18 protein-coding genes and 1 riboswitch are annotated in these 26,249 nt (G+C 31.0%); of the genes, 6 read left to right on the forward strand and 12 right to left on the reverse strand.

What is annotated here, in order from left to right; translation table 11 throughout:
- Position 1: 1 nt before the first annotated feature.
- Together pflB and H2684_RS07430 are read right to left on the reverse strand one after the other, a co-directional pair.
- Positions 2-2,233, reverse strand: coding sequence for a formate C-acetyltransferase (gene pflB / locus H2684_RS07425; RefSeq protein WP_182088769.1), 2,232 nt, complete (start codon positions 2,231-2,233; stop codon positions 2-4).
- 120 nt (positions 2,234-2,353) lie between these two features.
- Positions 2,354-2,432, reverse strand: a riboswitch (ZMP/ZTP riboswitch).
- A gap of 74 nt (positions 2,433-2,506) precedes the next feature.
- On the reverse strand, positions 2,507-6,676 hold the full coding sequence (locus H2684_RS07430; RefSeq protein WP_182088770.1) for a SpaA isopeptide-forming pilin-related protein: 4,170 nt from the start codon (positions 6,674-6,676) through the stop codon (positions 2,507-2,509).
- A 198-nt stretch (positions 6,677-6,874) separates the two neighbouring features.
- Between H2684_RS07430 and H2684_RS07435 the strand changes: the two genes are divergently transcribed.
- Positions 6,875-7,465, forward strand: coding sequence for a class D sortase (locus tag H2684_RS07435; protein ID WP_182088771.1), 591 nt, complete (start codon positions 6,875-6,877; stop codon positions 7,463-7,465).
- A gap of 4 nt (positions 7,466-7,469) precedes the next feature.
- Here H2684_RS07435 and feoB read toward each other — a convergent pair whose 3' ends face one another.
- The 6 genes from feoB to H2684_RS07465 form a co-directional block, all read right to left on the reverse strand.
- The gene (gene feoB, locus H2684_RS07440; RefSeq protein WP_182088772.1) at positions 7,470-9,590 is read right to left on the reverse strand and encodes a ferrous iron transport protein B; all 2,121 of its coding nucleotides are present in this window, start codon (positions 9,588-9,590) and stop codon (positions 7,470-7,472) included.
- A gap of 40 nt (positions 9,591-9,630) precedes the next feature.
- Entirely contained in the window at positions 9,631-9,852 is a 222-nt protein-coding gene (locus tag H2684_RS07445; protein ID WP_182088773.1) for a FeoA family protein, read from the reverse strand.
- A 200-nt stretch (positions 9,853-10,052) separates the two neighbouring features.
- On the reverse strand, positions 10,053-11,324 hold the full coding sequence (gene hemL, locus H2684_RS07450; protein ID WP_182088774.1) for a glutamate-1-semialdehyde 2,1-aminomutase: 1,272 nt from the start codon (positions 11,322-11,324) through the stop codon (positions 10,053-10,055).
- A gap of 15 nt (positions 11,325-11,339) precedes the next feature.
- A complete protein-coding gene (hemA, locus tag H2684_RS07455; RefSeq protein WP_182088775.1) occupies positions 11,340-12,551 on the reverse strand; it encodes a glutamyl-tRNA reductase in 1,212 nt (403 codons plus the stop codon).
- A 48-nt stretch (positions 12,552-12,599) separates the two neighbouring features.
- A complete protein-coding gene (locus H2684_RS07460; protein WP_182088776.1) occupies positions 12,600-13,337 on the reverse strand; it encodes a metallophosphoesterase family protein in 738 nt (245 codons plus the stop codon).
- Positions 13,338-13,356: 19 nt separating this feature from the next.
- Positions 13,357-14,676 carry a replication-associated recombination protein A gene (locus tag H2684_RS07465; protein ID WP_182088777.1) on the reverse strand — a complete coding sequence of 440 codons (1,320 nt, stop codon included), beginning with the start codon at positions 14,674-14,676 and terminating at the stop codon, positions 13,357-13,359.
- Between the two features lie 156 nt (positions 14,677-14,832).
- Here H2684_RS07465 and H2684_RS07470 point away from each other — a divergent pair, with 156 nt between their 5' ends.
- From H2684_RS07470 to H2684_RS07480, 3 genes are read left to right on the forward strand one after another with little or no spacing between them, the layout of a single operon-like run.
- Entirely contained in the window at positions 14,833-16,755 is a 1,923-nt protein-coding gene (locus tag H2684_RS07470) for a PrkA family serine protein kinase (RefSeq protein WP_182088778.1), read from the forward strand.
- Between the two features lie 5 nt (positions 16,756-16,760).
- A complete protein-coding gene (yhbH, locus tag H2684_RS07475) occupies positions 16,761-17,963 on the forward strand; it encodes a sporulation protein YhbH (RefSeq protein ID WP_182088779.1) in 1,203 nt (400 codons plus the stop codon).
- Between the two features lie 6 nt (positions 17,964-17,969).
- On the forward strand, positions 17,970-19,235 hold the full coding sequence (locus tag H2684_RS07480; RefSeq protein WP_182088780.1) for a SpoVR family protein: 1,266 nt from the start codon (positions 17,970-17,972) through the stop codon (positions 19,233-19,235).
- An 84-nt stretch (positions 19,236-19,319) separates the two neighbouring features.
- Here the strand turns inward: H2684_RS07480 and H2684_RS07485 are convergent, their stop codons facing one another.
- Together H2684_RS07485 and H2684_RS07490 are read right to left on the reverse strand one after the other, a co-directional pair.
- Complete coding sequence (locus H2684_RS07485; RefSeq protein WP_182088781.1) at positions 19,320-20,000, reverse strand: HAD family hydrolase; 681 nt, start codon at positions 19,998-20,000, stop codon at positions 19,320-19,322.
- Positions 20,001-20,015: 15 nt separating this feature from the next.
- Positions 20,016-21,269 (reverse strand): dicarboxylate/amino acid:cation symporter, encoded by a 1,254-nt coding sequence (locus H2684_RS07490; RefSeq protein WP_182088782.1) that lies wholly within the window; start codon positions 21,267-21,269, stop codon positions 20,016-20,018.
- Positions 21,270-21,414: 145 nt separating this feature from the next.
- Here H2684_RS07490 and H2684_RS07495 point away from each other — a divergent pair, with 145 nt between their 5' ends.
- Together H2684_RS07495 and H2684_RS07500 are read left to right on the forward strand one after the other, a co-directional pair.
- Positions 21,415-22,287: an AraC family transcriptional regulator gene (locus H2684_RS07495; protein WP_182088783.1), complete on the forward strand. Its 873-nt coding sequence runs from the start codon at positions 21,415-21,417 to the stop codon at positions 22,285-22,287.
- Between the two features lie 2 nt (positions 22,288-22,289).
- The gene (locus tag H2684_RS07500; protein ID WP_182088784.1) at positions 22,290-23,735 is read left to right on the forward strand and encodes a DEAD/DEAH box helicase; all 1,446 of its coding nucleotides are present in this window, start codon (positions 22,290-22,292) and stop codon (positions 23,733-23,735) included.
- Between the two features lie 54 nt (positions 23,736-23,789).
- On the opposite strand, the gene H2684_RS07505 is transcribed toward H2684_RS07500, so the two are convergent.
- Together H2684_RS07505 and H2684_RS07510 are read right to left on the reverse strand one after the other, a co-directional pair.
- Positions 23,790-24,911 (reverse strand): class I SAM-dependent RNA methyltransferase, encoded by a 1,122-nt coding sequence (locus tag H2684_RS07505; protein ID WP_182088785.1) that lies wholly within the window; start codon positions 24,909-24,911, stop codon positions 23,790-23,792.
- Between the two features lie 115 nt (positions 24,912-25,026).
- Entirely contained in the window at positions 25,027-26,148 is a 1,122-nt protein-coding gene (locus tag H2684_RS07510; RefSeq protein WP_182088786.1) for a DUF362 domain-containing protein, read from the reverse strand.
- Between the last annotated feature and the right edge of the window lie 101 nt (positions 26,149-26,249).

Below are 26,249 nucleotides of genomic sequence, written 5' to 3' on the forward strand. Positions count from 1 at the left end.
ATTAAACCCTTTCATGGAACGTTCTGTGTATTACTTCCATTTGCTTATCCCTTGTAAGTTTCACAAAATGAACTGCATAACCTGAAACCCTTATTGTAAGTGTAGGATACTTTTCAGGATTGTCTACTGCATCTAAAAGAGTTGACCTGTCCAGTACATTTACATTCAAGTGGTGAGCACCTTTTGAAAAATACCCATCTAAAATAGAAACAAGATTAGAAACTCTAGTCATATTATCTTTTCCAAGTGCATCTGGAACAATAGAAAATGTATTTGAAATTCCATCTTGACAAACTTGTCTATATGGTATTTTAGCTACGGAATTTAAAGATGCAAGTGCTCCTTCTTTATCTCTTCCATGCATTGGGTTGGCTCCAGGTGCAAAAGGTTCTCCTGCCTTTCTGCCATCTGGTGTAGTTCCAGTCTTTTTTCCATACATTACGTTTGAAGTTATAGTAAGTGCTGACAAAGTGTGTTCTGCACTTCTATATGCTTTTGTCTTTCTAAGTTCGCTTATAAATTTAGTTACAATTTCCACTGCAATATCATCTACTCTATCATCGTCATTACCGTACTTTGGAAAATCTCCTTCTACCTCAAAATCAACTGCAACTCCATCTTCATTCCTAATAGGCTTTACCTTTGCATATTTTATTGCACTTAAAGAATCTGCAGCAACTGAAAGTCCTGCTATTCCACAGGCTAAGAACCTATGAACTTCAGTATCGTGAAGAGCCATAAGTGCTGCTTCATAGGCATATTTGTCATGCATATAATGAATCAAATTAAGTGTATTTACATATAACTTTGCCACATATTCAAGTACTTTAAAATAACTTTTCTTAACTTTATCATAGTCAAGTATCTCATCATCCATCTTTTCTATCCCAGGCACAACCTTTATAAACTTCTTTTCATCAACACCTTCATTTATAGAATAGAGAAGGGATTTTGCAAGATTACATCTTGCACCAAAAAACTGCATCTGTTTTCCTACTGCCATTGCAGATACGCAACATGCTATAGCATAATCATCTCCATATATAGGCCTCATTATATCATCATTTTCATATTGAATAGCATCTGTTTCTATTGACATCCTAGCACAGTATTTCTTAAATGCTTCTGGAAGCTTTTCAGACCAAAGTACTGTCATATTTGGTTCTGGAGCAGGTCCAAGATTTGTAAGTGTATTTAAAAATCTAAAAGAATTTTTAGTAACAAGAGTTCTTCCATCTATACCCATGCCACCAATTGATTCTGTAACCCAATTTGGATCTCCTGCAAATATTTCATTGTATTCAGGCGTTCTAAGGTGTCTTTCTAGTCTTAATTTAATTACAAATTGATCAATAAGTTCTTGAGCCTCTTTTTCATCTATTATCCCATTTTTTATATCTCTTTCAATATAAATATCTAAGAATGTTGAAACTCTTCCAAGGGACATTGCAGCTCCATTATTTTCCTTTATTCCTGCAAGATATCCAAAGTAAGTAAATTGTACAGCCTCCCTAGCATTACTTGCTGGCTTTGAAATATCTATTCCATAACGTGATGCCATGCTTTTTATTTTATTTAATGCCTTTATCTGCTCTGCAACTTCTTCTCTTTTTCTTATAAGTGATTCACACATATCACCTACAAGCATTTTTAAATCCTGCTTTTTCTTGTCTATTAAATAATCTACTCCATAAAGAGCAATTCTTCTAAAGTCTCCTATAATTCTACCTCGTCCATAGGCATCAGGAAGTCCTGTCAAAAGTCCAACGTGTCTTGCTCTTCTCATCTCTTCTGTATATGCATCAAATACAGCCTCATTATGTGTCTTTCTATATTTTGTGAATATTTCATTCATTTCATCATCAACTTTATATCCATAAGCATCTAAAGCTTGCTTTGCCATCCTTATTCCTCCAAATGGATTTACCATTCTTTTTAGAGGCTTGTCTGTCTGCAGACCGTATACTACTTCATTTTCCCTATCTATATATCCTGGTTTAAAATTGTCTATACCGGATACAGTTTTTGTATCTACATCAAGAACTCCATTTTTTTTATTCTCTTCCATTATAAGTTTTTCTGATTTTTTCCAAACTTCTTTTGTCTTTTCAGTTGGTGAACTTAAAAATCCTTCATCCCCAGTATAAGGGGTATAGTTTTTTTGAATAAAATTTCTTACATCAATATCCTCTGTCCATTTTCCAGAATTAAAATTTTTCCATTCACTTCGCATAAAATTTTCTCCTTTACAAATATTTTAATTATTTTAATTATTCTAAAAATTACTATGATACAACTTCACCTGCTTCATATATATAATAAAGATGAAGTAATAAAAAAACCGCCTGGACATTTTATTTGCCCAGGCGGTCGGCTATTAAAAGTCGTATTCCCTGTGGTTACATCCACTTCCGCCAGTCATACGACCATAAGATCAATTTAATTTACACATTAAAAATATCATATTATCTTTATAGTGTCAATATAAATTTTAATTTATTTACCGTTATATTTTCTTCTTTTTTATAACCATTAATACAGATCCTAATAGAATAAACAATACCCCTATTACAGTCAATACTGTACCATCTATAATACTTCCTGTTTTAGGTAATGTTTTCTTATATTCACTGTTTAATGTACTAGATCCGCTTTCCTCTGCATTTGTTTCAGAAGAACCTTTTTCAGAATTACTTTCTTCACTTGTAGGTGAATTTTCTTCTGTCTGGCTTGTCTGTTCTGTCTGACCTGACTCATCAGTGTTTCCTGTATTTCCAGTTTCATCTGTATTTCCAGTTTCAGTTGTATCTTTAGTATCTTGTACAGTTCCAATATCATAAACTTTGCTCATATTTATCTCTACCGAAATTACTTTAGTAGAAAGAGTATATTTTGATGGAGCAACTGTTTCTTTTACAGAGTACTTACCTGGCAATACTTTATAGAATTTGGCCACTCCACTTTCATCTGTAGTAGCAGTCATAACTTCTGTGCCATTTAACTTATATAGTGTAAATACTGCACCACTTAGAGGATCGCCATTTTCGTCAACTTTCTTTACACTAACTGTTCCTCTAATGCCTATGCTTCCTCCACCACCTCCAGTAACCTTTGTGTCACTTAAGCTATACAAACCTGTTTCAGTGTTACCTTCAGGTCTTGCATACACAGGAGTACTATCTACAGTTTTATCTACACTTACATTGGCATAAAGTGGTGTAGTTGAAGTGTTATATCCAGAAGGCGGCACTGTCTCTTTTATTTCATAGCTACCATATTCTACATCTTCAAATATAACATTACCGGTGGTATCAGTAGCTCCTTCTACATCATCTGAGCCGCTAGTTGCAGTTAAATCATTCCCTTCTGAATCTTTAACTGCTGTAAGTGTTCCATCTTCATTAATCTTATATAGTGTAAATACTGCACCTTTTAGAGGATTTCCACTTTCATCTACCTTTTTAAACTGTATGTCATTTCTAATCTTATTATCAGTAATACTACCTAAATCAACAACTTCACCATCTGTTATTGCTGTTAAATCAACACTTATAGCATTATCATATGAATTGTAGTTTTCAGGCCTATTTGTTTCCTTTATTACATATTTTCCATATGCAACATCTTTAAACTCAACAACTCCATCTTCATCGCTAACTGCAGTTATATTGTTTCCACTATCATCTTTAACTGGAGTTGTGCCATCACTTTGGTAAAGTGTAAATTCTACTCCTTCAAGTCCATCTACATCAGAATCTTCTCCTATTTTTGTAAATTGTATATCTGCCCTTTTAACAGTATCTTTATAAGTGTAGGTAATATCTTTGTCACCACTACTTGAAATTTGGAATGTATACACTTCACTACTTAAATTGTATCCAGTAGGAGCTGTTTTTTCTCTAATACTATAGTCTAAGTTATATTTAAGATTGTCAAATGTTACAGAACCATCATCACCCGTAGGATCAGATGTTTCCTTAACATTCCCATACTGATCCAAAAGTTCAAATACTGCACCACTTAGAGGTGTAACACCATCATCAGCAACCTTTGTAACTGTAATACTGCCAGTTTCTCCAGTTGCACCTCCGCCACCTTGTGAAAACCATACACCATTTTGAGTAGCAGAGGAATCTACTTCCACTCCACTTCCTTTAAACTGAACTGAATTTGAATAGTTACCTTTGTTAGTAACATTTGTTGTAAACTTCAACATAAAAGCTCCAGCTTCTAAGTCTTCAGGGAAAGTAAATTCAAACACTCTAGTATCAGGATCATATTTTACATTTTCAGAAGTAAGCTGAACTTTATCCCCTTTAGTAAGACTACCATCTGAGTTTACACTAGCTTTATACAATTCTACAGTATCCGTATCTAATGAAAGTCCATCTTGCAGTGTATCAGTTATAGTTGCCCCAGCTAGTGGAATGCTCCAGTTTGAATTTGTTTCAACTGTCCAATCAATATAGGAATTGCCTACAGTATAATCTGCTATTTTACTTATTACTGAACTTTTAACTGTTTCTGTTCCTGTGCTAGTTGAATTCCCATCTGTATGTATTTCATCTGCTGTAATAGATGCAGTATTTTTTAACTCCTGATCACTATTTTCATTGAAAATATCTAAATCTGTGATTTTTGTTTTAAAAGTAATTGTCTGAGTATCATTAATAGTTTCGCTGCCAAAACCATATATAAATAATCCTGTTGTTTTAGGATTATTTACCAAACTATCTTCAACTTTACTTCCATTAATCTCTGTAGATCCTTCTACATATTCCTGGCCATCTAAAATGCTATCCATAACTACTGCATTAGTTATTGGCATCTTATTTTTATTAACTACAATCTGCCAGGTAATTTCTCTTGTTGAATAATCATATCCCTCACCTGTCTTTTTAATTACTTCACTAGTAACGGTTTGGGATCCAGTAGAACTCTCATCTACACCATTGGCTTTAAAATTAACAGTGTTTTTATACGTTCCACTGTAATTTGCCCTATAAACTGAAGGATCGGTTATCTGTGTCTGAAATATTATAGTATGTGTATCTGAAAATGCAGATGAAAAAGTATATTCAATGGTACCTGTTTTATCAGGGTCTTCATCTGATGCTTGAGTATAACACCCACTATCTGCTATGGACGTTCCATCTAACTTTGTAGAACCGGCCACATATTCTTGTCCTTTAGGAATATTGTCAGTAACTACTGCCCCAGATGAAATATTTGTTTCACTACTGTTTACAGTAATTTCCCAAGTAATTATTCCATTAGACGCATTATAACTTGATCCAACTTTTTTAATAATACTTGGTCTAACTCCTACTCCTTTAGTTGCAGATGTTCCTTCAGATACACCATCCCCTGTTAATGTAGCAGTATTTTTATAATTAACTTTATTATTGGAATTGTACACATCTATATCTATTGAAGTTGAAAACTCAATAACCTTTTCTTCTGTTATATTTCCTAAATCATAGATAAATGTACTGTCTGTTTCATTATCTGTGTAATCATAGGTATAGCTACTATCTGATACAGGCTGTACACTGTCAGATGTGCTTCCAACTTCCACACTTCCATCTATTAATTTAAGTCCTGCTGGAATTACATCTATAACTTTTGCATTATCAATTGTTCTTCCACTTTCATTTACAGTAATTGTCCAGTCTATCTTTTTGTTAGCTGCATCATACTTTCCAGTCTTACTTATTAATTGAACAGATACCGGAACAGTTACTTTCTCTGAATTTATAGTCTTTGAGTCGCCATTGTCAATATAATTTAACAGAGCTTCATTACTATAACTGTAATCTCCCTGACCTTTTCCTGATAAATCGTCTTTTACACTAGTTCTAAAAGTCAAAGTCTGAGATTCAGTAATATCTCCTAAATTATATTCAAGTTTTCCACTACTTGAATCATAAGTGTAATTTGATTCATCAGCTTGAGATCCATTAATCGTAACAGAGCCTTCTACAAATACCTGAGGAGCATTTATAGTATCTTCAACTGTAGCTTGATTGACATTTACCCCTTCCTTGTTTACAGTTAACTGCCATGTAATCTCATCTGTAGATGGATTGTAGGTACCTTCTTTTTCAATAGATGGATCCGGCTGATTGAAATTTACATTAATCACAATAGGATCTGCTACTCCAGGAATAGTAAATGTAATTGGATTTGGATTGTTATTCCCTATTTCACTTTCATCAAAAAAGGAGTCTATATAAAAGTATCCACTTACATTGGAATGAGTGCTTGGATAGTCTGTAAATGTAAGTGTCACAAGTCCACTTGTATCTACATGCATGTCCGCTACCTTTTCTCCACTACTATCATTAATTGGCTCATTAATATCTGCTACAATTTTGATTTCCTTTGGAAGTTGCATTGTATAATAGTCACCTTCATTAACTTCTTCTGTGTTTGGTATGCTCCAAGTGTAATTAACGTGAATTTCAGAACTTTTGTCTATATTGTTTCCTAATTCATTTCCATCTGCATCTTTTATACTAACTCCAGTGATAAAATGAAATGTATCTGTAATATCTTTAGGCAATACTTCATCTGCTTTAGCAACATTTAAAGATGTGAATGACGCTAGAATTTGGAACAAAAAAATAATGGTCATTATAATTGGAAAACACTTTTTTTTAATTTGTTTTTTCATAATTTTCCCTCCTTTCAAAATTGCAATTTAAAAATAATCACTTATTGTAATGATTATTTTATAAGCCCCCTATAAATTGTTATATTAAAAAAGACTAAAATATATGCTTAATCATATAATTATTTATAATGGAAATTACATGTGACATACATTATACTATAAATATCAAAATACTTGTTGTAAAAAGGAGTTATATTATTGAGGAAATTTAAATCACTAGGACTATTTTTTATACTTATTGGAATTATAATCATTTCATATACTTTTTATGCCAAATATAAAACTACACAAAGTCAAGATAAGCTGCTTAAAAATTACACACAACAAATTAAAAATTACAAAGAAGAAGCTAAATCTACTAAGTCAAACAATAAAGACAATACTTCTTATAATATAAAGTCTGGTACAATTGGGATTTTAATTATTCCAAAGATAGATTTAGAAGTTACCATAGGAGAAGGTACAGATATGGACACACTAAGATATGCAGTTGGACATTTTAAAGATACTGCCATGCCTGGTGAAAATGGAAATTTTGCCTTAGCTGGACATAGAAGTTATACCTATGGTCAATATTTTAACAGGCTAGACGAAGTTAAAATTGGAGATACAATAATAGTAAAAACTATTAATGGCACTTATAAATATAAAGTATACAATACTAAAGTAGTTCTTCCAGAACAAGTTGATGTTTTAAATGCAACAAAGACCCCAACTATGACTCTTATAACTTGCACGCCTATAAGAATTGCAACTCACAGACTCATAATAAGTGCAAAATTATATTGATAAATTAATATAGTCCAAGAATTCTAGCAGCAGATGCAGTTATAAAGCAAATTACTATTGCAATTCCAGTTGGAATAAGAGCTGAAAGTACAGTCCATTTAACACTCCCAGTTTCCTTCTTTATTGTCAAAAGAGTTGTAGCACAAGGCCAATGAAGCATACAAAACAAAAGCATATTTAAAGCTGTAAGATACGTCCACCCATGATATACAAGTATATGTCTAAGGGAATCTATACTTTGAAAATCAGTCATAGATCCTGTAGACAAATAGGACATTATAAGTATTGGAAGTACTATTTCATTTGCAGGTATTCCAAGTATAAATGCCATAAGTATATACCCATCAAGTCCTATTAAATGTGCAAATGGTTGAAGAAACATAGCTGCATGGCCTATTATACTTAAATTGCCAATGTACACATTTGCCAAAATCCATGTAATTATACCTGCAGGGGCCGCAACGCTTACTGCTCTTGCAAGAACAAATATAGTTCTGTCAATAATTGATGTGTATATTACTTTCCCTACTTGTGGAACTCTATAAGGTGGAAGTTCCAGCGTAAAACTAGATGGATACCCTTTTAAGAGAGTTTTTGACAATACTTTTGAAACAATTAAAGTTATTATAATTCCAAGTATGACTATTCCTGTAACTGATATAGCTGGAAGTATATTTGAAACTGTTTTACTTGATTGTGACACTAAAAATACAGAAGAAATAGCAATTAAAGTTGGAAATCTACCATTACAGGGCATAAAATTATTTGTAAGTATAGCTATAAGCCTTTCCCTTGGAGATTCAATAATTCTACATCCTATAATTCCTGCAGAGTTACAGCCAAGCCCCATACACATACTAAGACATTGTTTACCATGAGCACATGCTTTTTTAAAAAGGTGATCCATGTTAAATGCAACTCTTGGCAAATATCCTAAGTCTTCAAGTAATGTGAAAAGCGGGAAAAATATTGCCATAGGTGGAAGCATTACAGATACTACCCATGCCATTGTTCTATAAAGCCCAAGTACAATAACCCCATAGAGCCACTTTGGTGCACCTACACTTGTAAACCACATAGTAAGCTTGTCTTGAAATCCAAACAATATACCTGCAATTATATTTGATGGAATATTAGCACCTGTAATTGTTATCCAAAGAATCAAAGCAAGCACAGCTATCATAATTGGAATTCCAAATATTCTAGATGTTACATATTTATCTATTAATCTATCTCTATTTTCACTACTTTTATTACTTTTTACACATATATTTTTTACATATTCTGCATTTTTATATATAGTGCATGTAATATCATCTCTTATTTGTTTTTTATCATAACAATATCCTATTTTCTTTAATTCATTTAAAAGTACACTTTTATCTTCTTTTTCAATTTTACTAAGTATTGTATCTGTAATACTTTCATCTCCATCAATTAGTCTAAGTGAAAGCCATCTTGGATTTATCCCATCTATCTTTTCACTTATAATCATCTGTAGTCTTTCCACTATATTTTCTATATAATCCTTATAAGTAGTTTTTTTAGGTAATGATTTTATTTTTCCTTGTGATACTTTATTTATAACTTCTTTAAGCTTATCAATTCCAATCTTACTTCTTGCAGCTGTACATATAACTGGTATACCTAACTTTTCTTCAAGTTTATTTTCATCAACGACTATTCCCTTCTTTTTTGCCTCATCTATAAGATTAACACATAAAATTACATTGTCTTTAACTTCCATAACTTGATACACTAAATTTAAATTTCTTTCAAGACATGTGGCATCAGTTACAACAATTACCATATCGGAATTTCCAAAACATATGAAATTCCTTGCAACTTCTTCTTCTGCAGATGAAGAAAAAAGTGAATATGTGCCTGGCAAATCTACAAGTATATAGTCTTTATCACCTATTTTAAATTCTCCTCTTGCATTTGTTACAGTCTTACCTGGCCAATTACCTGTATGTTGCTTTAGTCCAGTTAATGCATTGAAAACAGTGCTTTTACCAGTATTAGGATTTCCAGCCAGTGCAATAACATATTCACCTTGCTTTTTTTGTATTTTATACATCTCAGTTAGAGCATCTATTCCAGTAGATTGATAAGTAAGTCCCATTTCTACCTCCTGTAATATATTGCTGTAAAATTTTCACTATCTAATACACATGCACTAAAGAAGCTTCATCTTTTCTAAGGGCTATCATTGCCCCTCTTATATTGTATACAGTAGGATCTCCTGAAGGTCCTCTCCTAATTACTTCTACTTCTGCTCCTCTAGTAAGTCCTATTGCAAGCATTCTTTCTCTTAAAAATCCTTTAGATGAAAGTTTAGCTACTTTTACAAATTTACCAATTTCAACATCACTAAGTTTTTCCATTTTGCATCCCTCCAAATTCTCAAATTGTTTTATATATTTAATAAAGTTTCACTTGACTAACTTTATCTAATATAGGCTATGCATACATATCTTCATATGTGAAAAGCATACAAAAATTAAAAGATGCATCCTTAAAGGTCTATTTTCAACCTCTAGAAATACATCTTATTACTGTGCCAAATATTAATTTCAATTACAATCTATATTTCAAATGTTTCAAATGCACTTATAAACTTATCAATATCATCTTTAGTATGAGCCACACTTAAAAATACGGATTCAAACTGGGAAGGTGCTATGTAAATTCCATTCTTTATCATGTGCTCAAAGTACTTCGCAAATAGCTTCCTATCACATCTTTTTGCATCTTCATAATTTTTAACCTCACTGTCTTCTGTAAAAAATACAGTAAACATGGCGCCACATCTATTTACTACAACAGGCATATTTTTACTCTTTGCTATTTTCTCTATACCACTTTGAAGCCTTTTGCCTAAAATTTCAAGGTAATCATAATACTCCATATGTTCATGAAGTTTTTTAAGAGTTGCAAGACCTGCAGCCATAACTATTGGATTTCCAGACATTGTACCTGCCTGATATACAGGACCTATAGGTGATAGACTTTCCATTATTTCTTTTCTGCCACCATATGCTCCACATGGAAGTCCTCCTCCCATAATTTTTGCAAAAGTAGTTATATCTGGCTTTATTTTATATATGCTCTGTGCTCCTTTATATGCAACTCTAAACCCACTCATAACTTCATCAAATATAAGAAGGCTTCCATTTTCATTACATAATTTTCTAAGTCCCTTTAAAAATTCTTCATCTCCAGGAATTACTCCCATATTCCCAGCTACTGGTTCAACTATTACAGCTGCAATATCATCATACTTTTTAAATATTTCAGATACACTATCAATATCATTGTACTGTGCAATTATAGTATTTTTTACACTGTCTTCTGTAACTCCTTTGCTTCCTGGAATTCCCTCAGTCATAACTCCAGATCCTGCATCTACTAAAAAATCATCATAATGTCCATGATAGCATCCTGCAAATTTTATAATCTTATTCCTTCCTGTATAGCCTCTTGCAAGCTTAACAGCACTCATTGTAGCTTCAGTTCCTGAGTTTACCATTCTAATCATTTCAACATTATCTACAGTTTCACATATGTATTTTGCAAGTTTTAGTTCAATTTCAGTTGTAGCACCAAAGGAAATGGCATTTTCACTTGTGGACTTTATAGCATTAACTACATCTACATCACAATGCCCTAAAATCATAGGTCCCCAAGCACACACAAAATCTATATACTTATTTCCATCCTCATCATATATATAAGCACCTTTTCCACTTTTTATAACAGGAGGATTTAAATCTACATCTCCAAATGCTCTTACAGGACTGTTTACTCCACCTGGCATATAAATTTTAGATTCATTGAATATATCATCATTTCTCATACATACATTACTCCTTTATTTAATATTATCATTACAAAATATTCTATTTATAATTTTTATACATTCCTCTTCATTTCCCTTTATTTTTTCCTCTTTTAGCACATCAATTGCCCTATTTATATAGGCTTTAGCAGTACTTTCTATCATAGTTCTTACAAGTTTTTCATTGTCCTTTGTATGTCTTTTATTTATAAACGTCTTTATTCTCCGCTCAGAAATTTTAGTTCCATATTTTTTTATCTTTTGTATTTCTGGAGAAAGCTCACAAATAGACTGCCACTTAGTAAATTCATCTGTATATTCTTGAACTATATATTTATACTTTTTCATATGCTCTTTTCTCTTATTTTTATTTTTTTCATCTATTTTACTAATACTGTCTATATCATACAATTTAACATTTATCAACTTTCCAACATTCAAATTTACATCTCTAGGAACTGCAAGATCAAATATCACAAATTCTTTTTTAGGAAGTTCTTCTGGTTGTATTATCTCATGAGGTGCAGAAGTACAGCTAAATATACACTCCACGTCTTTATAATAATGTCTTCTTTCTTTAAAAGTTATGGCCTTAATTTTTAGATCCTTTTTCACCTCAAAGGATACCTTATTTAAATCACGAACTACAATATATATCCTTTCTATATCCAATTGATTTAAGTATTTCAAAACTAGTTTTCCAATTTGACCAAATCCAATTATCATACAACTTCTCACATTTCTAATTTTAGCCTCTCTTACAGCTATAGATGGAATTGACACTGGTATTTTGTAAATTTCACATGTATACTTGAATTTTTTTCCACAAGTCACAGCATACTGAAACAATCTATGCAGTTTTCCATTTACACTACCAGCTTTTATTGCCGATTCATATGCAGTCTTTATCTGTCCAAGTATCTGATCCTCTCCAACAATCTTTGAATGAAATCCACAACTTACTTCCATAAGATGTTTTACTGCATCTTTATCCTTTATGTAAAATGTATTATCTATGAGGTTCTTATCCCAATTTAACACTTCAAACAATGAATTAATAAGTTGCTCTCCTTCTAAATCAGAATCTAGATATACTTCCGTTCTATTACATGTGCTTAATATAACAACACTTCCAATTATATTTTTTATACTCTTTAAACTGTGTTCTAGTCTTGATGCTACAATAGAAAATTTTTGTCTTATATCAATATCACAATTACTTTTTATTCCTAAAAGCTGTATCACTTTTATCAACTCCAATGCTTACATATAAAATAAGATGTGTATTAACCATTATCTACCAGCATAAAGTCTAGTATACAGTAACTCAGGCATATGGTTTTTCATCATCTTCTTAACTACAGAATTTATATCATATTTAAATCGTATATATCTTACTTCAAACAATTCATCATCAAACAGTATACAACATCCCTTTTCATTTCCATCCCTTGGTTGCCCAACACTTCCTACATTTATTATGTATTTATTGTGTTTTATATCAAGAGTTATACAATCTCCAAGTTTTTTATCAATACATCTTATATCTCCAATCTCATTTTTTTCAAATATACAAGGATAATGAGTATGTCCTACAAATAATATTGGATTTTCCATCTTTTGAAAATTAATGTTAACAAGATACCCTTCACCTAATAAGTAGTTGAATTTTTTTGGCGAACTTATATCACCATGGACAACTGTAAAATTGTTATAATCTCTTTTATAAGGAAGTTCTTCTAAAAACTCATAATTTTCATGTTTCAATACATTTTTTGTCCATTTAAGTGCATACTGAGCCATAGGATTAAACCAATGGAGCATTTCCATATGAGTAACTGCATAGTCATGGTTTCCCTTAATGCATTCAAATTTTTTTACAATATCAATACATTCATTTGGATTGCACATATATCCTACAATATCCCCAAGTACAATAACTTTATCAACAGAGAAACTTTTCAAAATTTCACAGGCAGATTCAAGTGCTTCCAAATTTCCATGAATATCTGACATCATAAAATATTTCACATAAAACACTCCTTTAAAATTAAGATTTTTTCTTCAAATTATTTATATAAGCAAGTCTTTCCTTAATTTGTTTCTCAAATCCTTCTTCTGTAGGTATATAATACTGTCTATCTTTTAAATTATCAGGTAAGCACTGCATATCTGCAACTTTTCCTTTAAAATCATGAGAATATTTATAATTTTTGTGGTATCCTAAATCTTTCATGAGTTTAGTAGGTGCATTTCTAAGATGAAGTGGTACAGGCTCTGAAATAGTATTCTCTGCATCTTTTTTTGCATTGTTATATGACATATACACTGCATTTGATTTTGGTGCAGTTGCCATATAAACTGCTGCATGAGCAAGATTCACCCCACACTCTGGCATACCTATAAATTGCACAGCACTGTAGGCAGAAACTGCAACTTGAAGAGCCAAAGAGTCTGCCATTCCTATATCCTCAGATGCAAATCTTACCATTCTCCTTGCTATATAGAGAGGATCTTCTCCACTCTCAAGCATTCTTGTAAGCCAATACACAGAAGCATCTACATCACTATTTCTCATTGACTTATGAAAAGCTGAAATTAAATTATAATGTTCTTCTCCACTTTTATCATAAAGAAGTGTCTTTTTCCCTATACACTGCTTTACTATATTTCTTGTTAAATTAGCAGAATTACTTCCATCTACAGAACTCATAACTGCCATTTCAAGAGTATTTAATGCAGTTCTTCCATCTCCATTTGAGTATGTTGCTATTAAATCTATTACATCTTCTTCAATATTTATCTTTAAATATCCAAATCCCTTATCATCTTCAATTGCCCTTTTTAGTAAAGTTACAATATCTTCTCTACTTAAAGGCTTAAGAGTGAAAACTTTGCATCTTGACAAAAGAGCTGAATTAACTTGAAAAGATGGATTTTCCGTAGTTGCACCTATAAGTATAATGTTTCCTTTTTCAACATGAGGAAGAAAGGCATCTTGCTGTGCCTTGTTAAATCTATGAATCTCATCTACAAAAACAATAGTTCTGATTCCCATTGTTCTATTTCTCTTAGCTTCTGCCATAACCTCTTTTATTTCTTTAATTCCAGAACTAACTGCACTAAAAGTAATAAAATTTGCCTTAGTAATAGAAGCAATTATTTTAGCTAAAGTTGTCTTTCCAACTCCTGGAGGTCCCCAAAAAATCATAGACCCTATGTTGTCTGAATATATTAAATTTCTAAGCATCTTTCCCTTGCCAAGTATATGTTCTTGACCTATATAATCATCAAGATTTGTAGGCCTCATTCTTTCTGCAAGAGGAGATGATACGTTTCTATCAAACATTGAACTTTGTACATAATCCATATATAAAACACCCTCAATATAAATATTTCTCTGCATAATACTATCATAAATAAATAGACCTCAAACTAATTTTAACATAAAAATTAAAATTTAAAGTACTTAAATAAATATACATTCATATAATTTAATAAATAATGAAGTCTTAGGAGGATAATTATGGATTTTAAAGATATAATCAAAAAAGATAGAAATGCACGAAAAAAGAAGGAATTTGACGGAACTTTCCTAGAGTATCTCAAAATTATAAAGGACAACCCAGCTATAGTAAAACTAGCACATAAAAGAATGTATGATATTATAATGAACCGTGGATATGAAGTTCTAAAGCCAGAAAACAATTCTAGAGTCAGAAAATTATATGGAAATGAACCAATTAAAAGATATAACTTTTTTAAAAATGACTTTTTTGGAATTGACAAAGTTATAATGAAACTAGTTAATTACTTTCATTCTGCAGCAATGAAAGGTGAAGAATCAAGACAAGTGCTTTACCTAGTAGGACCTGTTGGTGCCGGTAAATCATCTCTTGTAGAATCAATAAAAAATGCCCTTGAAAGTGCAGATCCAATATATTCACTAAAAGGATGTCCAATGAGGGAAGAGCCTCTTCATTTAATTCCAAAACATTTGAGAAGGGATTTTGAAAAAATGCTTAATGTTGAAATAGAAGGTGACCTATGTCCAATATGCAAATACAGGTTAAAACACGATTACAACGGTGAATATGAAAGATTCCCAGTTGTAAGTACAGACTTTTCAATACGTTCTAGAAAAGGAATAGGTGTAGTCCCTCCAGTTGATCCAAACAATCAGGATACATCTGTACTTATAGGTTCAATAGACATATCAAAAATGGACATATATCCTGAAGATGATCCAAGAATATTTTCTCTAAATGGAGCATTTAATGTTGGTAACAGAGGTCTAGTAGAATTTATAGAAGTTTTTAAAAATGATGTTGAATATCTTCACACTATAATTACAGCAACTCAGGAAAAATCAATTCCATCCCCAGGCAAAGGATCGATGATATATTTTGATGGCATTATACTTGCCCATTCAAATGAATCTGAATGGAATAAATTCAAATCAGATCACACAAATGAAGCAATTTTAGACAGAATTGTAAAAATAGAGGTCCCATATTGCACAGAACTCAACGAAGAAGTTAAGATATATAAAAAGATACTTGGAAAAAGTAATTTCAATGCTCACATAGCACCTCATACAATTGAAGTTGCTGCAGCATTTGCAATTTTATCAAGACTTACACCTTCAAATAAAGTAGATCCTATGACAAAACTTAAAATATACAATGGTGAAGATATAGTTGAAAAAGGTAGCACAAAGAAAATAGATTATTCTGAACTTAAAGAAGAGGCTGGTCCAAGAGAAGGTATGACTGGAATATCAACAAGATTTATTATAAAAGCTTTAGACAATGCCTTGGCAAATTCAGAATACAATTGTATAAATCCACTAAGTGTAATGGAGAGCCTGATAAAATCAGTAAAAGATCTTGACATAGCTGAAGATGACAAAAAAAGATACTTAACTCTAATAAAAGACACTATAAGGAAAGAATACAATAATATTCTTGAAAAAGAAGTAACAAGAGCCTTCATTCACAGTTTTAAAGAACAAGCTGAAAGCCTGTTTGAAAACTATCTAGATCATGCTGAAGCCTATGTAAATAAAAACAAATTAAAGGATAAATCAACAGGTGAAGAGTTGGAACCAGATGAAACATTTATGAGATCTATAGAAGAACATATTGGAATTACATCAAGTTCTGCTAAAGGATTTAGAACAGACGTTACATCTTATATGTTCTATGTAATAAGAAATGGTGGAAAAATAAACTATACTTCATACGAACCACTAAAAGAGGCAATTGAAAAAAAGCTTACAACATCTGTAAGAGATCTTTCAAGGATAATTACAAAATCAAAGGTTAGAAATAAAGATCAAAGTGAAAAATATGATTCCATGGTAGAAGAAATGAAAGCAAATGGATATTGTGATAACTGCTGTGACGTTATACTAAAATACGCAGCTAATAACCTATGGAAGGATTGATATAAATGGCTATTTTCAGAGGACTTGACCCATATCATCATGATAGATCTTTAGAAGATAGACGACGTCACAAGCAATTAGTTGAAAAGTCTATAAAAGATAACCTTGCAGACATAATATCCGAAGAAAGTATTATAGGACAAAGCAAAAATAAAAAAATAAAAATTCCTATAAAAGGTATTAAAGAATACAAGTTTCTATATAAAGATGGTGGATCTCATGTAGGTAGCGGTGATAACTCTCAAAAAAAGGGTGATAAAATAGGAATAGCACGAGATGCTAAAGGCTCAAAAGGCAAAGGTGGAGGTAATGCTGGATGTGAAGAGGGAGAAGAAATATACGAAACTGAAATAACACTAGAAGATCTTATGAATTACCTTCTTGAAGATTTGGAATTGCCACTAATGGATAAGAAAAAATTCAAAGAGCTTATATCTCATAATTCATTTAAAAAAAGTGGTTATCAAAAAAATGGAATAAATCCAAGACTTGCAAAAAAGCGAAGTGTGGTTGAAAAATTAAAAAGGCGTCAGAGAACCAAGTGCACTATGAAAGAAATTGAGGAAAATTCATTTAAAGATAAATCTAAAACCAATAGTAGAAAATCAAGATTTCCATTTAGAAAAGATGATTTAAGATACTTTAGAGTAAAGAAAAAACCAAAGAATGAGTTAAATGCTGCTGTAATGTGTGTTATGGATACTTCTGGTTCCATGGACAGTACTAAAAAGTTTTTAGCAAGATCATTTTTTTTCATACTATATGAATTTATAAGAATGAAATACAACAACGTTGAAGTAAAGTTTATATCTCATTCCACCACTGCAAAAGTGGTTACTGAAGAAGAATTTTTCCACAAAGTTGAATCTGGAGGAACCTATATCTCAAGTGGACTTAAAAAAGCACTTGATGTAATAGAAGAAAATTATAATCCTACTTACTGGAATCTATATACATTTTATGTAAGTGACGGTGATAATTGGAGTGAAGACAATGATTATGCTTTAAAATATGGTAAAAAATTAAGTGATGTATGTAATTTATTCAGTTATGCAGAAATTATTCCAAGTCCTTATGGCAGCAATATAAAAAATATGTTTCAAAATGCTATAGAAAAAAATAATTTTGCTGCTGTTACAATAAACAGAAAACAGGACTTGTGGGAATCTCTAAAAAAAATACTGAAAAAAGAATTTGAAACGGGGTGATTTTCCTTGGAGTATTCAGCTTCAGATCTAAAAAATTGGTGCAAGAAAATAGAAAGTATTGTGAATGAAACAGGTCTTGATTTTTATCCTCAAGAGTTTGAAGTTGTAAGTTACAAGGAAATGATTGGATATGAGGCTTATCTTGGTATGCCTTCAAGATATCCTCACTGGAGTTTTGGAAAAGCTTACGATCGTTTTGAATCGCTGTACAGATATAATCTTACAGGTCTTCCCTACGAAATGGTTATAAACTCCAATCCATGTATAGCTTATTTAATGAAAGACAATACACTTCTCCTTCAAATATTGACTATGGCACATGTATATGGTCACAATGACTTTTTTAAAAATAATAGATTATTTAGAGAAGGAACAAGGGCATCATATACTATTGAAATGTTCAAAAGCGACGCAAATATAATAAGAGAATATATAAATGATCCAAGCATAGGATATAACGAAGTAGAAAAAATATTAAATGCTGCTCATTCCATAAGACTTCAAACTCAAAGAGCAATAGGCATGAAAAAATCAAAAGACAGTCAAAAAGATGACTTACTAGAATTTATAATAATGCATGGAAATTTAAAAGAATGGCAAAAAAATGTATTAAATGTAGTTAGAAAAGAAACAGATTATTTTATACCACAAATTGAAACAAAAATTATGAATGAAGGATGGGCAAGTTATTGGCACTATAAAATACTTAATCGTCTTGAACTTCCTCAATCTCTATATTTAGAGTTTATTAAAAGACACAACGATGTAATTACACCATCTATGGGAATGGTTAATCCATATCACCTAGGATTTAAGATATTTGAAGATCTTGAAAAAAGATATGGACTAGATAAAATATTTGAAGTAAGACTTCTTGAGAGAGATGAATCTTTCATAAGGAGGTATTTAACAGAGGATCTATGCTATAATTTAAATTTATTTCAATATTCAAAAAAGGGAGATTACTATGTAGTAGACAACATCTCAGACCACACTGGTTGGAAAGAAATTAGAAAAACTCTTTGCAATAACTGTGGAATGGGCAGTATCCCAAATATTGTAGTAGATAACATTTCAAGTAAAGATAACACCCTTATTTTAAAACAAATATATGATGGAAGAGAGTTAAATCCAACCTATACAGAGGCAACTTTAAAATATATCTATGACTTATGGGGAAATCCCGTACAGTTAGATACAAAAATGAACCAAAAAAACACATCTATATATTGTGATGAAAACAAAAAAATATTCTATAGATCAAGAAATTAATTAATAAGGTATACTGAATTATAAATAAAATCAGTATACCTTTATAATATTATCTATTCTATTACATTAAATAAGTTCATTAATTTATTTTGCCATAATTTTTCTGTATATCCCCATTACACTGTCCACAATATAAGTTGGCATTGAATTTTTTATCTCATTTAAAGAACCATATCCATATGAAACCGCTATACAATCTATATTATTTTCTCTTGCCCCAATTATATCATGTTTTCTGTCCCCTACCATAATTGTTTCTCCATGTTTTCCCTTTAAATAATTATCCATTATATATTTTATAACTTGCCCTTTTTTTCCCCTACTTCCATCTAAATTGCTACCTACAACATTATCAAAATATCCCTGTAAATTGAAGTGTTTTATTATTTTTTCTGCAAAAATAGTGGGTTTTGAAGTTGCAAGTATAATTTTAAATCCATTTTCTTTTAATGCACTAAGCATTTTTTCAACATCTTTATACACCTTATTTTCAAATATACCTTTATCCTTAAAATATTCTCTATAATAATCTATTGCACAAAGTGCCTTGCTCTCATCAAAGTTATAATAGGTCATAAAAGAATCCTTTAAAGGAGGTCCTATAAATTTTTGAAGCTCATCTAGATTTTTTACATTTATTCCGTATTTTTTCAATGAATATTGTACAGATTTAATTATTCCCTCTTTAGAATCTGTCAATGTTCCATCTAAGTCAAACAATATATTTTTATATTTCAATTTAATTACTCCTCTATAAACTAACATTATCATTTGTAACAACTATTTATATTTTACATTATTAAGTTTTTTATGTCTATCTACAAGTTTTGAAATAAGCATACATGACACTGTATTTCCTGTAGAATTCAAGACTGTGGCTGGGGCATCAATTATTACACTTATAACAGAAATCATAGGTAAAAGCTCTGTTGGAAATCCAAACACACTTAATATAAGCATTTCTCCAATCATTCCTCCACTTGGTATAGCTGCCATTACTGCTCCTACTAAGAATGATATGAGAATTATAGAAAAAATTGATGAGGCAGTTGTTATACTTCTTCCAAACAATCCAAATAAAAATGTTATCTTCATTACACCTCCAATTACAGAGCCATCTTTATGAATATTTGCACCAAGTGGAATTACAGTTTCTGTTATATCAGATGGCACCCCCATCTTCTTTGTAAATACAAGATTTACTGGAATACTTGCAGCACTTGAACATGTAGCAAGTGCAGTTACTGTAGGAGCTGGTGCGTTTTTCCAAAACAACTTTACTGCAGATTTTCCGCCAGACATGAAAGCATATATAGTAAAAAACACAAAATAATATATTATGGATATTATTATATAGAGTATAAATACTCTTAAATAGGACTCCAGTATCTCAGATCCAATTTTTCCTATCATTGAAGCAAAATAACATCCAAGACCTATTGGAGCATAGTACATTATGATATTTACCATTTTCATCATTATATTTGATGCTTCAGTAAGTAGCTTTGCCATTGATTTTCCCTTTTCACCTATAAGTGCTGTGGAAATTCCAAAAATAACTGAAAATACAATGAGTTGAAGCATATTTTCTTTAGAAAACAATTTAACAAAGTCCGAAACTGTCACAGTATTTACCATTTGATCTGCTAAACCTAAATGTTTAACTTCTTGAACAGCACTTCCTGAAACAACAGCTCTTTTCAGCGATTCATAGTCAATTCCACTAGCAGGTTTTACTATTATTGCTCCTATAATTCCAATTATAGAGGCTAAAAGTGCAGTAAATATAAATACTCCAAAAGTGCTTATCACAATTCGTCCAAGTCTTTTCATTCCAGTCATATTAGCTATAGAAGAACTAATACTAAAAAATACAAGTGGAGTTATTACCATAAACATAGCATTTAAAAACAGATCTCCAAAAGGTTTCAATATACTTGCTTTGTCACCTAAAACAATTCCTATAATTGCTCCTAAAACTATTGATGTTAACAATATAATAGGAAATGTATAATTTTTAAGAATTTTTTTCATTTTCAAATACCTCCTAATTTTATAGACTATAAATTCATATAATTATTATACTCAAACTTTTATCCATTTTTATCGTTAAAAATGCTTTAAACATTGTAAAAGATGCTATAAAATGTAACTATATTGAGATTGGAGTAAGTTAAATATGAAAAATAAAATTTTAAAAACAAAGAGAGGTTATTTAAAACATGATTTTGAAATATTTCATCTAAAGGATAAAATAGACTTGCATTTTGAACTTCACTATCATAGTTTCAATAAAATAGTAATATTCCTACATGGCAATGTTACATATTTAATAGAAGGTAGAGCTTATAAATTGCAACCTTGGGATATACTTCTTGTAAATAATAATGATATTCACAGAGCTGTAATAGATTCAAAAGAGATTTATGAACGTATAATACTATGGATAAATCCTGATTTTTTAATAAAAAACAGTATAAACTGCAATTTACTTTCCTGTTTTAACCTTGCATCAAAGCAAAAATTCAATTTACTGAGGCTTACTGGCAGTAATCTTATAAGAATTAAAAATTTAGTCTTAAACATTGAAAATACAATTAAATACAAAGAATTTGGCTCAGAGGTACTTAAATTTTCACTGCTTCTAGAATTTATAGTACATATAAATAGGATGTTTTTAAATCAGAAAAACATTGAAAAACTTTATAATTCAAACAATATAATATATGATAAAATTATAACTAAAGTTTTGGAATATATAAATGACAACTTAGATGAGAATTTATCTATAGAATCACTGTCATCTAAATTCTATGTAAGCAAATACTATCTTATGCATAAATTTAAAAAGCAAACTGGATACACAATTCACAATTATATATTGAGAAAAAGACTTATAAAATCAAATATTTTAATAAAAAATGGTGAAAATATAACAAACGCATCTATAAAATCTGGATTTCATGATTATTCATCTTTTGTAAGAGCCTACAAAAAGATGTTTGGAGTATCTCCTAAAAAATACACTATTAAAAAAATTAAGAAGGTATAGATATGAGTAATTTAAATTTCGAAGATTTCAATTTAGACACAAATATATTAAAATCCATAAATAGACTTGGATACAAAGCACCATCTGAAGTTCAACAAAAGGTAATACCTGCTATATTAAAAAATAAAGATGTAATAATAAAATCACAGACAGGCAGTGGAAAAACAGCAGCTTTTTCAATACCACTTTGTCAAAAGATAGCTATTGAAGAAAGATCTCCGCAGGTGCTTATACTATCCCCTACAAGGGAACTTGCAATGCAGACAGCAGAAGATTTTTCAAACATGGGTAAATTCAGAAGAATAAACTGCACTCCTATTTTTGGAAGAGAACCTATAACAGTTCAAATAAGAAAATTAAAGCAGAGAGTTCACGTTGTAGTTGGCACTCCTGGAAGAATACTAGATCATATAAAAAGAGGTACCTTAAATTTAAAGAAGATAAGATATCTTGTTATAGATGAAGCAGATGAACTTTTAAATATGGGATTTATTGACCAAGTAAACAAAATAATAGATAGGACTCCAAGTAAAAGATCCACATTACTTTTCTCTGCCACTATTCCCAAGGAAATACTGGAACTTTGTAATAAATATATGGTTAATCCTATCAACATAGAGATTGAGTCAAAGGATCCTATATCATCTAAAATAAAACAAACATATTATGAAATTCCGGCTTTTGAAAAGTTTCCACTTTTAAAGAAAATTATATATTCAGAAGTTCCAAAAAGCTCTATAATATTTTGCAGAACAAAGAGTAATGTAGATACTCTTTCTGTAAAAATGAAAGATAATGGATTTCCATGTGCTCCCCTTCACGGAGGTATGCTTCAATCTGAAAGGACAGCTACAATTAAAAGATTTAAAAATGGAGAGTTTGTGTTTTTAATATGCACAGATGTTGCTTCTAGGGGACTTGATATAGACGATATAACTCATGTAATAAACTACGATATTCCAATGGAAAGAGAAAGTTATGTACATAGAATAGGAAGAACCGGACGCGCAGGAAAAAGTGGTACCGCTATAACTTTTGTAACTCCTAAAGAATTAAGATTTCTAATAGATATAGCATCTATTTTTAACTTAAATATTAAAGAAGGCAGCATTCCATCTGATGAGGAAGTAAAATCTGGGAGAAATAAATTTAAAAAGATGCTACAATCAGGTTTAAAAGTAAAAAAAGATAAATCTAAAACTATAAATAAAGATATAACAAAAATATATATAAATGCAGGTAAAAAGAAAAAGATAAGACCTGGAGACATAGCAGGTACTATATCAAACATAGATGGAGTAAACCCTGAAGATGTAGGTATAATAGATATACAAGATAACTTTTCCTATGTAGATATACTATCTAATAAAGGTCCTCTAGTACTTGATGCACTAAAGAATAAAACTATAAAAGGTAAAAAGGTAAAAGCCGAAATAGCTAAAAAATAGAACTCAAATACAAAAAGTGCAAATCAGTCTATTTGACTTATTTGCATTTTTAATTTACTTAACTTGTGAAAAATATTGATAATAATAACACTTTATCCTGCCATTATAGAGTTTTCTATTCTTATTTGACTTTTTTCCAAAGCACTTTTCAAATTTATCATCAGCAGTTATTATAAAATATGACCAGTTTTTAAGCTTTGAAAATACAGTTCCCATCTCTTCATATAACTTTTCAACTTCTTCTAACTCTCCAAGTCTTTCACCATATGGAGGATTGCATATTATAAACCCTGAATCTTTCTTTGAAGTAAACTGTTGTACAGGCATTCTTTTAAAGTCTATATAATCATAAACTCCTGCTTTTTGTGCATTATTCATTGCAGTTCTAAGTACTCTTCCATTTATATCTGAGGCAAGAATTTTAAAACTCCTATCATTTATAGAATTTCTAGCGTACCTTCTAAGGTCACTCCATAAGCGTTCTGGAATTATATCCCACTTTTCTGAAACAAAATTTCTATTAAGTCCCGGAGCTATATTTTTTCCTATAAGTGCAGCTTCAATTGCAATTGTTCCAGAACCACAGGTTGGATCTACAAGAGTTATAGATGGATTCCATTTACTTAAAAGTACTAAAGCTGCCGCCAAAGTTTCCTTAATAGGTGCTTCTCCTGAGTTCTTTCTATATCCTCTTTTATGAAGTCCTTCACCTGAAGTATCAACTGTAAGTGTCACTATATCTTTTAATATACCAACTTCTATCCTGTATTCTGCTCCAGTTTCCTCAAATTTATCTACATTATACTCACGTTTCATAGCCTCAACTACAGCTTTTTTCACTATAGACTGACAGTCAGGCACACTATGTAATTTTGATTTTATTGATTTACCTGTTACATGCATAAATGCATCTTCTGGCATCAAGCTTCCCCAATCCACGGATAAAGTTCCCTGAAAAAGTTCTTCAAAACTCTCTGCTTTAAATTCTGCCATGCGTATAAGAACTCTTTCTGCAGTTCTAAGCCATAAATTACATGTAACTATATCCATTTCGTCACCCTGGAAAGTCACCTTACCATTTTCAACTTTTAAATCTTCATATCCTAGTTCTTTAAGTTCTTTTGCAACTACTGATTCCATTCCAAATGTAGAGGTTGCAATCAATGTATATTCCAATATTATTCCTCCCAGCTGATTTTGAGTGCATAAAAATATATGATACTTTAAGAAGTATCATATATCCCTAATTTTACCCAAAACACAGTCCTATTACAAGTTATAAATTTTAGCTTTAAATTTCAATCAGATTATAATTTTTTGTTCCAAGTCCTATCTCTTCTCCGTGATCTAATTGTACATATCCATAAGTATTATGCCTCATGCTTTTAAATTTATCATTACATTTATCATCATGATTATGATCATTATGATCTCCAAACATACTATTTTTTAATCCTGATGCCTTATTTACAAGATCATAACATGCAGTATCCAATGCCACTGGATCAGTTGATGCAAGTATTCCTATATCTGGCACTATAGGAGCATCACTCCAAGGAACACAATCACAATCAGGTGTTACATTTATTACAAAGTTAATGTATCCAACTCTCCCCTTTTTTTCTTTAACTGCACCATATGCATACTCAGCTATTTTTTCAGTAAATATCTTTAATTCCTCTGCTTTTCCAGAATCAATTGCATCTACAGGACATACTGTCATACATTCTCCACAACCTATACATAACATCTTATCTATAAATGATTTCTTATTTTCAAGAGTTATAGCTTGTTTTGGACACACCTTACCACATTGTCCACATCCTATACACTTCTCAGTAATTACACTTGGTCTTATAGAATGCTGATCTTTTTTTCCATCTGGATTTGCACAACCCATGGCTAAATTCTTAATTGCTCCACCAAATCCTGCAGCTTCATGTCCTTTAAAATGTGACATTACAATCATACTATCCGCCTCTGCTATAGCTCCGGATATTCTCGTCTTTTTAAAGTGTCTTTTATCTATCTCAACTTCTTTTATATTTTCTCCTCTTAATCCATCGGCTATGACAACAGGTGCATTAACCACAGAATGATTAAATCCATGAAGTGCTGCTGTATTTAGATGATCTACAGCATTTGATCTACTTCCTGTATAAAGCGTATTTGAATCAGTTATGAAAGGATTTGCTCCTGCTTCTTTTATCTTGTCAACAACTTGCCTTACAAAAATAGGATTTATATATGCATCACTTCCAAGTTCTCCAAAATGGATTTTTATAGCAGTTAAATCTCCTTCCTTCAAAATATCTTTGAAACCAGCCTTTTCAAACAATCTTCTTACTTTAGTTACTTTGTTTTGATTTTTATTTCTTGCCCTTAAATTTGCAAAATATACATCGCTTTTCAAAATAATCACCCCGTTTAATTTAGTCAATAGCCTTGAGCATAACTCTAAGACCTTCATTCTTCTAGCCCCATGAGGGCTATTTTTTTCTATCACTAAAATTT

The organism is Clostridium sp. cel8 (assembly GCF_014050525.1).
GTDB lineage: Bacteria > Bacillota > Clostridia > Clostridiales > Clostridiaceae > Clostridium_B.